This is a genomic window from Ruegeria sp. BC1, assembly GCF_056539305.1.
Map to the genome: position 1 here is coordinate 341,606 of NZ_JBQFUT010000001.1, position 14,822 is coordinate 356,427.

15 protein-coding genes are annotated in these 14,822 nt (G+C 57.1%); 8 read left to right on the forward strand and 7 right to left on the reverse strand.

Annotated features, from left to right (window positions below; translation table 11 throughout):
- Positions 1-3 precede the first annotated feature (3 nt).
- Entirely contained in the window at positions 4-504 is a 501-nt protein-coding gene (locus tag ACR0IY_RS01640) for a hypothetical protein (protein ID WP_480670074.1), read from the reverse strand.
- 232 nt (positions 505-736) lie between these two features.
- Here ACR0IY_RS01640 and ACR0IY_RS01645 point away from each other — a divergent pair, with 232 nt between their 5' ends.
- From ACR0IY_RS01645 to ACR0IY_RS01665, 5 genes are all read left to right on the forward strand, one after another.
- Positions 737-1,705 (forward strand): XdhC family protein, encoded by a 969-nt coding sequence (locus ACR0IY_RS01645; protein WP_480670076.1) that lies wholly within the window; start codon positions 737-739, stop codon positions 1,703-1,705.
- The gene (locus ACR0IY_RS01650; protein ID WP_480670078.1) at positions 1,702-2,700 is read left to right on the forward strand and encodes a molybdopterin-binding protein; all 999 of its coding nucleotides are present in this window, start codon (positions 1,702-1,704) and stop codon (positions 2,698-2,700) included. The genes ACR0IY_RS01645 and ACR0IY_RS01650 overlap by 4 nt, the downstream gene beginning before the upstream one ends.
- A 140-nt stretch (positions 2,701-2,840) precedes the next feature.
- Complete coding sequence (locus ACR0IY_RS01655; protein ID WP_480670079.1) at positions 2,841-3,326, forward strand: (2Fe-2S)-binding protein; 486 nt, start codon at positions 2,841-2,843, stop codon at positions 3,324-3,326.
- 80 nt (positions 3,327-3,406) lie between these two features.
- Positions 3,407-5,767 (forward strand): xanthine dehydrogenase family protein molybdopterin-binding subunit, encoded by a 2,361-nt coding sequence (locus ACR0IY_RS01660; protein ID WP_480670081.1) that lies wholly within the window; start codon positions 3,407-3,409, stop codon positions 5,765-5,767.
- 94 nt (positions 5,768-5,861) lie between these two features.
- Complete coding sequence (locus ACR0IY_RS01665) at positions 5,862-6,653, forward strand: FAD binding domain-containing protein (RefSeq protein WP_480670082.1); 792 nt, start codon at positions 5,862-5,864, stop codon at positions 6,651-6,653.
- Positions 6,654-6,698: 45 nt separating this feature from the next.
- On the opposite strand, the gene ACR0IY_RS01670 is transcribed toward ACR0IY_RS01665, so the two are convergent.
- On the reverse strand, positions 6,699-7,544 hold the full coding sequence (locus ACR0IY_RS01670; RefSeq protein WP_480670084.1) for a MurR/RpiR family transcriptional regulator: 846 nt from the start codon (positions 7,542-7,544) through the stop codon (positions 6,699-6,701).
- 141 nt (positions 7,545-7,685) lie between these two features.
- Here ACR0IY_RS01670 and ACR0IY_RS01675 point away from each other — a divergent pair, with 141 nt between their 5' ends.
- From ACR0IY_RS01675 to ACR0IY_RS01685, 3 genes are read left to right on the forward strand one after another with little or no spacing between them, the layout of a single operon-like run.
- Entirely contained in the window at positions 7,686-8,465 is a 780-nt protein-coding gene (locus ACR0IY_RS01675) for a beta-keto acid cleavage family enzyme (RefSeq protein WP_480670086.1), read from the forward strand.
- On the forward strand, positions 8,462-9,778 hold the full coding sequence (locus ACR0IY_RS01680; protein WP_480670088.1) for an aspartate aminotransferase family protein: 1,317 nt from the start codon (positions 8,462-8,464) through the stop codon (positions 9,776-9,778). The genes ACR0IY_RS01675 and ACR0IY_RS01680 overlap by 4 nt, the downstream gene beginning before the upstream one ends.
- Before the next feature lie 58 nt (positions 9,779-9,836).
- A complete protein-coding gene (locus tag ACR0IY_RS01685; protein WP_480670089.1) occupies positions 9,837-10,241 on the forward strand; it encodes a hypothetical protein in 405 nt (134 codons plus the stop codon).
- Between the two features lie 48 nt (positions 10,242-10,289).
- On the opposite strand, the gene infC is transcribed toward ACR0IY_RS01685, so the two are convergent.
- The 5 genes from infC to ACR0IY_RS01710 form a co-directional block, all read right to left on the reverse strand.
- A complete protein-coding gene (gene infC / locus ACR0IY_RS01690; RefSeq protein ID WP_480671101.1) occupies positions 10,290-10,880 on the reverse strand; it encodes a translation initiation factor IF-3 in 591 nt (196 codons plus the stop codon).
- A gap of 116 nt (positions 10,881-10,996) precedes the next feature.
- Entirely contained in the window at positions 10,997-11,830 is an 834-nt protein-coding gene (locus ACR0IY_RS01695) for a ferredoxin--NADP reductase (protein ID WP_480670091.1), read from the reverse strand.
- 106 nt (positions 11,831-11,936) lie between these two features.
- Positions 11,937-12,344 carry a DUF934 domain-containing protein gene (locus ACR0IY_RS01700; RefSeq protein WP_480670093.1) on the reverse strand — a complete coding sequence of 136 codons (408 nt, stop codon included), beginning with the start codon at positions 12,342-12,344 and terminating at the stop codon, positions 11,937-11,939.
- Positions 12,341-13,102, reverse strand: a complete 762-nt coding sequence (locus tag ACR0IY_RS01705) for a phosphoadenylyl-sulfate reductase (RefSeq protein WP_480670095.1) — start codon at positions 13,100-13,102, stop codon at positions 12,341-12,343. Before ACR0IY_RS01705 ends, ACR0IY_RS01700 begins: the two co-directional genes overlap by 4 nt.
- Entirely contained in the window at positions 13,092-14,756 is a 1,665-nt protein-coding gene (locus ACR0IY_RS01710; protein WP_480670097.1) for a nitrite/sulfite reductase, read from the reverse strand. The genes ACR0IY_RS01705 and ACR0IY_RS01710 overlap by 11 nt, the downstream gene beginning before the upstream one ends.
- Positions 14,757-14,822 lie beyond the last annotated feature (66 nt).

Sequence of the window (14,822 nt, forward strand, 5' to 3'; positions counted from 1 at the left end):
GGGTTAGCTCAGCTGTTCTTCGTTGCACTTGCGCGCCATTTCCATGGCCTTGTAGGTGCCGGTCAGGTCGACGGTGAAGGCGAATTCCTTTTCTGGAAAGACCAACATGACCTTCTGCTTGGCAATATCCTCGGCAAATTGGGGATCGTCTGACAGGACATATCCGCCCGAGTATCCCTTGGTGATGTTGCCCTTCATGCCGGTCGCTTCGCCGATATAGACGTTATCTCCCAACAGAATCGCGACAGCCTCGGTGTCACCTCTTTTGATGTCGGTCTTGGCTTTGGTAAAGACACCGACATAGCCAACGCCACGATCGCTTGTCAGGCCCATCTGAACCACGTTTTCCGCGTCATCCACGGCCTCGATCAGGCAGGATTTCTTTTCCTGGTCGATGAAAACCTTCCATCCTTCGACTTCACCATAGCGCAGGAATGTGTCGGCAGTCGCTGCGGTCGAGGCCAACAGGCCAATTGCCATTCCGAGTGTAAAAATGCGTTTCAACTCTCTGTCTCCGTTGCAAAAAAATAATATGCGCATACTGGAATGCACCAGTTGCGCGTGTACGCTAGAATCGCGCTGCCTGACAATCAATCCTTTGAAGGACTGCACCGAATTTTGGCCTGTTTACGCCGAAGGCCCTGATTTTCGATTGCATATAAAAGGTTAACGCCAAGCGTTACTTTTCATCCCGATAAACCTGCTTATGTTGGGGCAGAACACGCCGGAGGGTTCAATGGACAGATTCGACAACAGTCCCGAAAAGGCCTTGCGCTGGTACAATGACGGGAGACCCACCGCCTTGGCCACTGTTGTGGAAACCTGGGGCAGTGCGCCGCGCCGGGTTGGATCGCAGTTGGTTATTGGCGGGGATGGTCGCATCGAGGGCTCGGTTTCGGGCGGGTGCGTCGAAGGTGCCGTTGTGGTTGAGGCACTTGAGGCGATTGACGAAGCCGAGGCGCGTCTTTTGGAATTCGGCGTCAGTGACGACGACGCTTTTGCCGTTGGTTTGGCCTGCGGTGGAACTATCCGCGTTCTGGTCGAGCCGGTGGGCACGGTTCTGCCCGAATCCATGCTGCGCGAATTGGTCGAAGCGCGGGCACAGCGTGAGGCGCTGGCCTATGAGGTGAATATCGAAACTGGCCACAGAGCTCTGCGGCGCAATGCCTACTCGGATCGGTTGCGTATGGATCGGTCAGGGTTCGAAGAAGACGGCCAGACATTTGTGGCTGTCCATAACCCTCCTCTGCGGTTGGTCATTGTCGGCGCGGTGCACATCGCGCAGGCATTGGTTCCGATGGCGCGGATCGCAGGGTACGATCCTGCCATCATTGATCCGCGTGAAGCCTTTGCCTCGAGCGCTCGTTTCCCTAATGAGACGATCCTGACGGACTGGCCCGACGAAGCAGTTGCCAAGTTGGGCATGGATGCCCGCACAGCGGTGGTGCTGTTGACGCATGATCCCAAATTGGATGACCCAGCTTTGAAATCCGCGCTGGAGGCCGATGTGTTTTATATCGGCGCCTTGGGGTCAAAGCGTACCCATGCCAAACGGATTGAGCGCATGACGAAGGCCGGCTTTACCGAGTCTCAGATTGCACGCATCCACGGCCCCATCGGTTTGGATATCGGTGCTGCCGATCCATCCGAAATTGCAGTGTCCATTCTTGCACAAATGACAGCGGTATTGCGAGGTAAGGCGTGAAGTTCGGACCCGTTCCCGTCGAACAGGCTGCCGGAGCCATATTGGCCCATTCCGTGCAGACCGGCGATGTCAAATTGCGCAAGGGGCTCCTCTTGACGGCTGAGCATCAGGAAAAATTGGCTTCGGCGGGGTACGGATCCGTGATTGTTGCTCGACTTGATCCCGGAGATTGCCACGAAGATAAAGCAGCCGGGATGCTGGCCGAGGCATTGGTCCCCGATCCCCAAAGCGCCGCGCTGCGGGTGACGCAACCGTTTACCGGTCGCGTAAACCTGCTTGCACAAGGGCCGGGCGTGGCAGTTTTGGATATAGCAGCGCTCGAGGCATTTAACCTGGTCAATCCGATGATCACTGTCGCCACCGTGCCGCAGTATCAGCAGATGGATACGGGCGGGATGGTGGCGACAATAAAAATCATCTCTTACGCCGTACCGGGGGCGGATGTTCTTGAGGTTTCTCGCTTGGCTCAGGGTGCTGTCCGTCTCGCTACGCCGGTTTATCGAAAGGCCGGGTTGGTCGTGACTGAAATCCCCGGCGGGCCGTCCAGCGACAAGGGGATTGCTTCTATCCGTGGCCGGGTCGCAGCACTTGGGATGGAAATGAGCGATGTCCGAATTGTTCCGCACCAGACCGAAGCTCTCGCCTCGGCCGTAACTGAAACCAAGGGCGATTTGATCATGATCCTGACGGGTTCAGCAACTTCGGACGTCCAGGATGTGGCGCCAGAGGCAGTGCGCGCCGCTGGGGGGCAGGTGGATCGGTTTGGCATGCCGGTCGATCCGGGCAACTTGCTGTTTCTGGGTTCACTCGGCCCGCGACCGGTGATCGGATTGCCGGGGTGCGCGCGATCCCCGGCGTTGAACGGCGCGGATTGGGTTTTGTCCCGCGTCGCCTGCGGGATCGAGACGACCGGCGCGGATATCGCAGGCATGGGCGTTGGCGGGTTGCTCAAGGAAATCCCGACGCGGCCACAACCACGAGCGTCACGCCGGTAATTTGCCTTCCTGGGACAACGCAATATCTATTGAAGATTGTCCGAGTGCCTGACCATTTCAGTCGCTAAATATTTTTGTTCTCAAACAAAAATTCCCGTGTTTAACTCGGGCCAGGGAGAGTTTCATTTTAGGAGGAGCGAATGACACAGGTCTCGATGACCGTGAACGGAAAATCCGTGAGCGGTGATGTTGAAGGCCGGACATTGCTGTCCAGCTTTTTGCGCGAACATCTGTCTTTGACCGGAACACATGTGGGCTGCGACACGGCGCAATGCGGCGCCTGCGTGGTTCATGTGAATGGCGAGGCGGTCAAATCCTGCAATATGCTGGCGCTTGAGGCCGAAGGGGCAGAGGTCGGCACGATTGAAGGTCAGGCCAATGCTGATGGCTCGCTGAATGTGATCCAGCAAGCGTTTCAAGATCACCACGGGCTGCAATGCGGTTTCTGTACGCCGGGCATGGTGATGAGCGCTGCGGCGTTGCTGAAAGACAACCCGCGACCGACCGAGTCCGAGATCCGTAAGTACCTCGAAGGCAACCTGTGTCGTTGCACCGGTTATCACAACATCGTCAAGGCAATCATGGCCGCATCCGGTCAGGACGTCAGCAGCATCGCTGCCGAATAATGCCACTACGGGCGTCCGAGGAAACGCCCGTGGGATAACATAGGGTGCACAAGCATCCGTTTATGGGAGGAGAACAAGCAATGCCCAAAGACAGTGGCATCGGAGCCAGTTCCAAGCGGCGCGAGGACGTGCGCTTTCTGACCGGAGCGGGCAATTACACCGACGACATCAATGTTCACGGCCAGGCCTATGTACATTTTTTGCGGTCCGACATCGCGCATGGCCGGATCAAGAGCGTGGATACCTCAGCAGCAGAATCGATGCCGGGCGTAGTCAAGGTATTCACCGGCAAGGATTTTGAAGGCGTCGGCGGCATCCCATGTGGTTGGGAAGTGACTGACCGTCACGGCGCACCCATGCAGGAACCGGCGCATCCGATTTTGGCACAGGGCAAGGTGCGTCACGTGGGCGACCCGATCGCCGCTGTTGTGGCCGACAGCCTTGAACAGGCGCGCGATGCCGCCGAAGCCATTGATCTGGATATCGAAGAACTGCCCGCCGTTCTCGACATGAAGGCAGCCGCGCAGGATGGCGCGACGCTGGTTCATGACGACTTGAAAAACAACATCTGTTACGATTGGCATTTGGGCGAAGCTGACAACGATAAGGTCAACGAGGTCTTTGCCAATGCTGCGCATGTGACGACACTGGATTTGGTTAACAACCGCTTGGTTGCAAATCCGATGGAGCCGCGTGTAGCGGTGGCCGAGTATAACCGCGGGACTGAGGAGTATACGCTCTACACCACCTCGCAGAACCCGCATGTGATCCGCCTGCTGATGTGCGCTTTTGTCCTGGGCTTGCCCGAGCACAAGGTACGCGTAGTCGCGCCCGATGTAGGGGGTGGGTTTGGCACCAAGATTTTCCACTACGCCGAAGAGGCGTTCTGCACATACGCGGCCAAAGCCTGTGGGCGTCCTGTCAAGTGGACAGCCAGCCGGTCCGAGGCGTTCATATCGGATGCGCATGGCCGTGACCACGTCAGCACAATCGAACTGGCACTGGATGCGGACAACAATTTTGTTGGCCTGCGTACTGATACTTACGCCAATCTGGGCGCATATCTGTCAACCTTTTCCAGCTCGGTTCCAACCTGGTTGCACGGCACGCTGATGGCAGGCAACTACAAGACGCCGGTTGTTCAGGTGAACGTGAAGGCGATGTTTACCAATACAGTGCCGGTCGATGCCTACCGTGGAGCAGGTCGGCCCGAGGCGACCTATCAGATCGAGCGCGTGATCGACAAAGCCGCGCGCGAGCTGGGGGTCGACCCGATTGCCCTGCGGCGGCAGAATTTCATCACCGAGTTTCCCTATGACACGCCCGTGGCGCTGACCTATGACACCGGCAATTATCATGGGACAATGGACAAGCTTGAATCCGCTGCTGATCTGGCAGGGTTTGCTGCGCGCCGTGCGGAAAGTGAAGCCAATGGCAAACTGCGAGGGCTTGGTATCAACTGCTATATTGAGGCATGCGGCATTGCTCCGTCGAACATCGTTGGCATGTTGGGTGCTCGTGCGGGGCTGTATGATGCGGCGACGGTGCGGGTGAACGCCACCGGCTCGATCAGCGTGATGGTCGGGGCGCACAGTCACGGGCAGGGGCACGAGACCGCCTTTCCGCAGGTTGTAGCCGATATGATCGGTATCGACGAGTCGATGGTCGAGATCGTTCATGGTGACACGTCCAAAATCCCGTTCGGCATGGGTACCTATGGGTCTCGTTCTCTGGCGGTCTGTGGCTCGGCTATGGTCAAAGCCACCGAGAAGGTGATCGAAAAGGCCAAGCGGATCGCAGCGCATTTGCTGGAGGCATCAGAAGCCGATATCGAGTTGAAGGACGGTCAGTTCAGTGTTGCGGGGACGGATAAGTCAGTTGCTTGGGGCGATGTGACCCTGACGGCTTATGTGCCTCATAACTATCCGCTGGAGGTCGAGCCCGGGCTGGAAGAAACTGCGTTCTACGACCCAGCCAACTTTACGTTCCCGGCAGGTGCCTATGCCTGCGAGGTCGAAGTTGACCCGGAAACAGGTCAGGTCAGCATCGAAAAATTCACCGCTGCGGATGATTTTGGCAATATCGTCAATCCGATGATCGTGGACGGGCAGGTACACGGCGGCATTGGCCAAGGTATTGGTCAGGCATTGTTGGAGAACTGCGCTTATGACGAAAATGGTCAGCTGCTCAGCGCGTCCTACATGGATTATGCAATGCCACGCGCGGATGACGTGCCGTTCTATGCTGTTGATCATTCCAGCCAAACGCCGTGTACGCACAATCCGTTGGGCGTGAAAGGCTGTGGTGAAGCAGGCGCAATTGGTTCTCCGCCAGCGGTGGTGAACGCGGTGCTTGATGCACTGAATTCCGCCGGCAAAGCAGTTGATCACATCGACATGCCGATGAGCCCATCGCGCGTTTGGGCAGCGATGAACGGTTGAGTGGAGAGGGCGGACCGGGGGCCAGCCCCCGGACCTCCGGGATATTTACAGCCAGATGAAGGGCGGATCCGCGCCTTTCGGAAAGGAAGACGAAATGTACAATTTCGAGTTTAAGACCCCCTCGACCATCGCCGATGCGGTCGCCGCGTTGGGGGGCGAGGATGCACAGGCGCTTGGCGGGGGGCAGACTCTGATCCCGACGCTGAAACAACGCCTGGCAGCCCCGTCTGCGTTGGTTTCTTTGAGTGGTATTGCCGAAATGAAGGGTGTTTGCATTGAGGATGACGGTTCGGTCGCAATTGGCGGGGCGACGACCCATTCTGATGTGGCGCGTGAAGCCGCAGGCAGTTATCCGGCGCTGGCAGCGTTGGCTGGACAGATTGGTGATCCGGCGGTGCGTAATCGTGGTACTATTGGCGGTTCGATCGCCAATAACGATCCGGCTGCCTGCTATCCCGCAGGCGCATTGGGATCGGGCGCGACGATTGTAACCAACACGCGTGAGATTGCTGTGGATGACTTTTTCGAGGGCATGTTCTCGACCGCCCTGGACGAGGGCGAGATTATCACTTCAATCCGTTTTCCGGTTCCGCAGGCGGCGAGTTATCAGAAGTTCCTGCAACCGGCTTCGCGTTTTGCGTTGGTCGGTGTGTATCTGGCGCGGTTCGCGGACGGGGTTCGGGTGGCCGTGACAGGTGCCAGCGAAGACGGTGTGTTCCGATGGTCAGAGGCGGAGGAGGCGCTGAATAAGGAATTCCGCACAGACGCGCTGATGGACCTGCGTATTAACCCGGCGAACATGATCGGTGATCTTCACGGCAGTAAGGATTACCGGGCGCATCTTGTCGGCGTTATGACTAAACGTGCTGTGGAAGCTTGTATGTAGACCACAGACAGCAAGGAAAGCCCCGACTTTACTGTCGGGGTTTTTTTAAGTCCGCCGAATTTTGGGCGGCTTTGAGGGCTGCCAATAGGCGCCTGTGTCTTCCCGCGCCTTTTGATAGGATTCTATCCGATGGCGAGCGGCGCCGCCTTGGGCATCGAACAGGTGCCCCAGAAGGCATTCCAAAACAGCCATTGCGCCGGTAAAGCAAGAAAACGGGTGCAGCGCGCGCGTGCTAATGGTCAGGGCAATGTCTGGTTCAACTCCAGGTGCGATCACTTCGCTGTCAGAGATTAGAATAAGACGTAGCCCCTTTTGTTTCGCAAACCGCATCGACTGGATGGTGTCCGCCGAATAAGGTTGGACTGTAATTGCAATTAGGCAATCCCCTTGGTCCGCATCCAGCAAATCATCGGTCGCAGAGCCGATATGGCGTGGAATCAACTGTAGACCAGGATGTGCCATGCGCCCTGTGTAGGAAAAGTAGTACGCCAAGGCATAACTGGCGCGGGTGGCTGTCACGAAACATCGGCGGGATCCGGTGATAACCTCGACCGCAGTTTGGGCCTTGTCGGATGTCATGAGGCGCAGGGATCGTGTCACGACATTCTGTTCGTTTTGCGCCAGCCCGGCCTGCAATTTGCTAAATTCGTCCCCGGTTCGCATGCTGGTAATCCAGTCCTGCCCGAGGTCATTTTCGCGGTCTGTCACAAGAGCCTTTCTGAAAGGCGCGCGGAAGGCTTCGAAACTGTCGAACCCCATGCGCTGTGACAAGCGCACCAGAACGTTGGAACTGACGCCAATCCTGGCCGCCGTAACGCGGATGGGGTCCAGCCCGAAATCACCGGGATTGTCGATAATGTACTTTGCGGCTGCCTGCAGGGCAGTCGGCATCCGCTCAATTTCCTGACGCAATCGATCTGTCAATTGGTTCGGGGTCGCAGTCATGAAGATAAAAAAACAAATGTTTTGAAAATAGCAACTAAAAAACATCTAGGATGCGATTAGATGAGGACCTGAACCCGAGGAATTCTCATGTCTGTCTCAAGTCCAAAAATTGAACCCAACCATCGGCCCTATGTCTTGGTTGCCCCGAATGGCGCAAGGCGCGGGTCTATTGATCATCCAGAATTACCGGTTTCCACCGACCAAATCGTTGAAACGGCACGGAACTGCCATGCCGTTGGTGCGGATGGGGTGCATCTGCATGTGCGGGATAAAGATGGGCTGCATTCATTGGATTCTGGTCAATATCTTGAGATTTTAGAAGAACTTGGCCGAGAAGTTCCTGGACTGGACCTTCAGATCACAACCGAGTCTGCCGGGGTGTTTGACGTGCCTGCACAATTTAATTGCTTGCAGCAGGTGCGCCCAAAATGGGCCTCGATTTCCGTGCGAGAGATTGCGCGGGCACCGGATTGGGCAGCTCGTGTTTACGGCTTATGTGCCGAGCAGGGCACTAGGGTGCAACATATTCTGTACGACGCAGAAGATGCCATGCAGTTGGTTGAATGGCAAAAGGCGGGGATCGTTCGAGACGGGCAGGTGGATCGGTTGTTGGTGTTGGGGCGGTATTCCACAGGCCAGCAATCCACCCTTCAGGATTTGGACCGGTTTCCGGCGGATACTTCGCCATGGATGGTATGCGCCTTTGGCGCGCAAGAGCACGCCTGTCTGACACATGCCGCCCAACGCGGAGGAGATGTGCGGGTTGGGTTCGAAAACAGTCTGACTAATCAAGACGGGAACCCATGGAAGGATAACGCCGCGTCGGTTTCGGCGCTTGTTGCCATGCTGGAAAGGGCATTCATATGAGTCACGTATTTCCGCGCCACACGAAGTCGGACCTGCCCGTGGTTGCAGGTGGAGACGGGTGTTACCTGATCGATACGCAAGGACGTCGCTATTTGGATTGCGGCGATGCCGCTGTTTCCTGTCTGGGTCATTCCAACCCCGCCGTCATCCGGGCTGTGCAGGAACAGGTCGAAAAGATCGCGTTTGCGCATACCGGATTTATGACGTCGGACCCGGCCGAGGCCTTGGCGGATCTGCTGATTGAAAACGCCCCGGGGGATCTGGATCGGGTCTATTTCGTCTCGGGCGGGTCCGAGGCGACCGAGGCGGCCATCAAGCTGGCGCGTCAATTCTACCTGGAAACCGGGCAGCCCGAACGGCGGCATGTGATTGCGCGTCGCCAAAGCTACCATGGCAACACTCTGGGGGCGTTGTCCGCAGGTGGGAATGCATGGCGGAGGGCGCAGTTCGCTCCGATGCTGATCGAGATGACACATATCGCACCTTGCTATGAATACGCGGAGAAGCCTGAGGGCGAGAGCAGTTTTGATTATGGTCAACGCGTAGCCAATGAGTTGGAAACCGAAATCCTGCGGTTGGGCCCCGAGACCGTGATGGCCTTTATGGCTGAACCGGTTGTGGGTGCGACGCTGGGCGCAGTTCCTGCCGTCGAGGGGTATTTCAAGCGCATTCGCGAAATCTGCGACATGTACGGCGTGCTTTTGATCCTGGACGAAGTGATGTGCGGCATGGGGCGGACAGGACATCTATTTGCCTGCGATCACGAGGGTGTCTCGCCCGATATCCTCTGTATCGCCAAAGGATTGGGGGCTGGTTATCAGCCGATTGGCGCGACGCTTTGCACGGATCGGGTTTTTAACGCCATTCGCGACGGATCCGGGTTCTTTCAGCATGGTCACACTTATATTGGCCACCCGGTTGCCACCGCTGCCGCCTTGGCCGTGGTGCGTGAATTGACCGAACGATCCCTTCCTGCACGCACCAGAACAATGGGTGACAAGCTGCAAGTGGCTCTCGAGTCGGCATTTGGTCAGCACCCCAATATTGGCGATTTGCGTGGCCGGGGTTTGTTCCGAGGTATCGAATTGGTTGCAGACCGTGAAACCAAAACACCGTTCGATCCTGCGCTCGGGGTCGCTGGCAAAATCAAAAAGGCAGCAATGGCCGAAGGGTTGATCTGCTATCCCATGTCCGGCACGCGCGATGGGCGGTTGGGCGACCATATCCTGTTGGCGCCGCCTTTTATCATTGAGGACGCACAGTTGGATGAATTGGTAGGGAAACTGGGTAAGGCAATCTCATCGGTGATATAACGCCGTTGTGATGGGACTTTTCGTTTGAGGTCAATAGTGTAGGTCGCGAAGACAACTGGTGGGCAATGCCGACATGATCGCCGATATCTGGACGAGTTTTCGCACCCTTCCAACTTGGGTTCAGATTTGGATGAGTTTCATCCTGATCCCAATTAACCTTGCGCCGGTTGCTTTTTTAGATCAGCCCAACGCGGCGCTTATCGCGTTGCTGTCCATTGGTGGAATGGCGTTGAATATTCCGATTATGCTGGTTGCCCGCGGCATGAGCAAAGCAATGTCTTTGCCGCATTTACTGTGCTGGGTGCCGATGGTCGTAATCGTTGCCGTCACATTGTCTGGCACGTCGGGCCTGTCGCCATGGTATTCCACGTTGCTGGTCGTGTTGCTTGTCGTCGACCTGACTTCACTGGCGTTTGATGTAAATGACACGCGCCTGTGGTTGGCTGAACGCAAGGCAAAATAAAAGCCCCCTCGGATCGAGGAGGCTTTGATCGTGTCAACCGATGCGGGTTTACTTCTGTGGCAGAGGCCCAATCATCATGATCATCTGACGACCTTCCATCTTTGGCATGTTTTCAACTTTGCCCAATTCCTTGATGTCTTCAGCCACACGCTCCAGAAGCTCACGACCCAGATTCTGGTGAGCCATTTCACGGCCACGGAAGCGCAGAGTGACTTTGACCTTGTCGCCCTTTTCCAGAAACTTGAAGACGTTTTTCATTTTGACATCATAGTCATGTGTGTCGGTGTTGGGCCGGAATTTGACCTCTTTCACCTCGATGACTTTTTGTTTCTTACGGGCTTCGCTTTCGCGCTTTTGCTGTTCGTACTTGAACTTGCCAAAATCCATGATTTTGCAGACCGGCGGGTTCGCGTTGGGCGAAATCTCGACCAGGTCAAGGCCGGCATCAGCGGCAAGTTGCATGGCTTTGGCGGGATGAACCACCCCGACATTGTCACCATCAGCGCCGATCAGGCGAATTTCGGGGGCACGAATTTTTTCATTGACGCGTGGGCCGGTGTCTCTCTGCGGCGGCGCGTTGTGAGGTCTGCGAGCTATTGGTTCATTCCTTTGATGATTGCAGAATTTCGAGCTCGGAATTTAGACTGCAACGCAGGTTGTTTCAAGCGTGATCCGCGTCGAAGCAGCTGAAATCCACGGGATTTGCAGCAGGATTTTGCGCGGGCAGCAAGGAACTTGCAGCCCGCGTGTAAAGATTAGCCCACAAAAGCCTTTTCGATCACGAACTCCTTGGGGTCGGAATTTGCGCCTTCGCGCAGTCCGAACTCTTCCAGGATTTCCTTGATATCGAGGTTGAAGGCCAGGCTGCCGCAAACCATTGCGCGGTCAGTTTCCGGTTTGATGCCACCCTCAATACCCAGATCGCCAAACACGGTGTCGTCTTTCAGCAGGTTTGTAATACGACCCATCTTGGGACTCTCTTCGCGAGTGGTGGTCGGGTAATAGCGAATCTTGTCCGCGAAACCTTCGCCTATCAGCTCGGCCAGCATTTCGTCCTGACGGATGCCTTCGATCAGCTGACGGCCATATTCCAACTCGGCCACTTCGCGGCAGGTGTGGGTGATAATAACCTCGTCATAGTCCTCGTAGGTCTGCGGCTCGCGCAGCAGCGACGCGAACGGTGCAAAACCGGTGCCGGTGGCAAAGAACCACAGGCGCTTGCCGGGCAGTAGCGCGTCATGAACCAGTGTACCTACCGGCTTGGGCCGCAGGATGATCTGGTCGCCGGGTTTGATGTGCTGAAGTTTCGAAGTCAGCGGGCCGTCCTGCACTTTGATCGAGTAGAACTCCAGTTCTTCGTCCCACGACGGCGACGCGATGGAATAGGCGCGCAGCAGCGGTTTGCCATTGTCGCCCAGCAGGCCGATCATCACAAACTCGCCCGAGCGGAACCGCAGCGAGGCGGGGCGTGACACCTTGAACGAGAACAGGCTGTCGGTCCAATGCTTCACATCGGTCACGGTCTGAGCGTCCGGCAATACGGGGGCCTTCACGGCGGTGGCTTCGGTCACGGATTTCATCTCTGTCATCATTTCACTGCCGGTGTGCTTAACCGACATCTCCGTTTATACATTGATCCAAGTCAGGAAAAGGGGGCAGTTGCCCCCGTTCCATCACAAGCTGGCGATGGGCGGCTTAGCCGCGCAGGCGGGCCTGATAGTTGTTTTCTTTCCAGTTAGCGCGGGCCAGCCACTGATCTTCGGGCTGACGACCGGCCAGAGAATCGTCGATTTCGACTTCGTCAAAACCACTGCGCCGGGCCATGGCGTACTGGTCTGCCAGAACATGTCCCTTGGCGCGCAAACGGCCGGTAAAACCTTTCAGGCGCAGGGTACGGGCAATGGTAAAGCCACGGCCATCGGCAAAGGACGGAAAATCTACCCGTACCATTTTGGCGTTGCCCAGGCGGTCAACCAGCTCGTCCGGGTCAGTGTCGGACGGTACGTCCAGAGCCACTACGTCGTTGGCAGCGTCTTCCAGCGTGACATAGCCGTCGGTCCAGTCATCAGGGGAAAACCCCTCATCTGTTACGATTACGTTCATGTTATCTCTCCGGCGCGCACCATCTTGCCGTCGACAAAATGGATGCCGCATTCTTCCTTGTTCTGATCGCGCCAACGTCCAGCGCGGGGGTCTTCGCCCTCCTTCACCGGCGAGGTGCAGGGCGCACAGCCGATCGAGGGATATCCTTTGGCAACCAGCGGATGCCGGGGCAGGTTGTTTTCTTCCATATAAGCGCGCACGTCTTCGGGCGCCCAATGGGCCAGCGGGTTGACCTTGATCCGGCCCGTGCCGTCCTCAACCTCAAAGAACTCCAGCGTCGCGCGAGTGCCCGACTGGAACCGTTTGCGCCCGGTAATCCAGCCGCAATATCCGGACAGGGACTTTTGCAGAGGAAAGGTCTTGCGCAGATTGCAACACGCGTCCGTGTCCCGCAGGCGCAAAGCGCCATATGGATCGTCACGCTGAATATCCTCATCATCCGCGCGGATGATCTGGACGTTCTTCAGGCCCAGACGCTCGCTGACCTCTTGCTGGTATTCCAGCGTTTCGGTGAACAGCATCATAGTGTCCACGAACAGCACCGGCGTCATTTTGTCGACCACCGCTGCCATGTGCAGCAACACAACCGACTCGGCCCCGAAACTTGAGACCAGAGCCAACTTGTCTATCTCCTCCAGCGCGCCATGCATCACATCATGCGCACTGTGGTGCCGGAACTGGGCGTTCAGCGCCTCGACCTTTTCGGTCAGTTCGCTTCTTTCTTTGCCCAGTTCCGTTTGGATCAGATCAAGCGGCATTCGCCTGAGCCTCGGGATAGAGTGCAGCCTTGAACGGAGCCATACCGACGCGGCGATAGGTTTCCAGGAAGGTCTCTTCAGCGCTCTCCCGCTGGTTCAGATAGGTGTCGACGATGCGCTCTACAGCCGGAACGATCTCATCATAGGCAAAGCCCGGACCGGTGCGGTCACCAATGGCCGCCGTCTCGGTGCCGTCGCCGCCCAGAGTGATCTGATAGTTCTCGACGCCAGCACGATCCAGTCCCAAGATGCCGATGTGACCCACGTGGTGGTGACCACATGCGTTGATGCAGCCCGAGATCTTGATCTTCAGGTGGCCGATGTCGTGCTCGAGCTTCAGGTCTTCGAAACGGGTCGCAATTTCTTGCGCGACTGGAATCGAGCGGGCCGTCGCCAGCGCGCAGTAATCCATGCCGGGGCATGCGATGATGTCGCTGATCAGGCCGATATTGGCGGTCGCCAGTTCGTATTCCTTCAGCTTCGCGTGGATCGCGGGCAGGTCCGACTTGTGGACATGCGGCAGGATCACGTTCTGCTCGTGGCTGATGCGCAGCTCGTCATAGGCGAACTCTTCGGCCAGATCGGCCATTACACGCATCTGCTCGGCAGTCGCATCACCCGGCGTTGCGCCGTGTTTCTTGATCGAGATCGTGACGATCGCGTGGTCCGCGTTCTTGTGCGGCGCGATGTTGGTGTCGACCCATGAGCGGAAAACTGGATCGTTGGTGTAGGCGCTTTCGAACGACGCTACCGAGCCTTCGCGGAAGGCGGGCGCTGCGAAGTGGCCCTTGATCTCTTCCAGCAGAGCCATGTCGGCGCCCTTGAACTGCGGGCGAACCTGCAGGAAGCGCTCGTTAACCTTGGCGCGGATGGTGTCGATGCCGTTCTCGTGCACGGTAATCTTGATACGCGCTTTGTATTTGTTGTCGCGGCGGCCGATCTGGTTCCAAACGGAAACGGTGGCTTCCAGATACGCCAGCAGATCGTCAAAGGCGACGAATTCGGACAGCTCTTTACCGATCATTGGGGTGCGGCCCAGACCGCCACCTACGATCACACGAGCACCCAGAACGCCGTCACGCTCGACCAGTTGCAGGCCGATGTCATGCGCTTTGATCACGGCGCGGTCGTTTTCCGAACCGGTGATCGCGATCTTGAATTTACGCGGCATGAACTGGAATTCCGGGTGGTCAGTCGACCATTGGCGCAGCAGTTCGGCATAGGGGCGCGGGTCAGCGATCTCATCCGCGGCAGCACCGGCGAAATGATCTGCGGTCACGTTGCGGATGGTGTTGCCCGAGGTTTGAATGGCATGCATGCCTACCTCGGCCAGCGCGTCCAGCATATCCGGTACGTCGTTCAGTTTCGGCCAGTTGTATTGGATGTTCTGACGCGTGGTGAAATGGCCATAGCCTTTGTCCCACTTCTCGGCCAGCAGTGCCAGTTGGCGCATCTGAGCGCTGGACAGGGTGCCATAGGGGATGGCGACGCGCAGCATGTACGCGTGCAGTTGCAGATACAGGCCGTTCATCAGGCGCAGAGGTTTGAATTCATCCTCGGTCAGTGAGCCGTCAATGCGGCGCTCGACCTGCGCGCGGAACTGTGCGTTACGTTCTGCCAAAAATGCTGTGTCGAACTCGGAGTAGCGATACATGATTAGCTGTCCTTAATTGCAGCCCCGAAACCTAGGGCCTTTATGGGGAGAGAGGAGGGCCGAGGG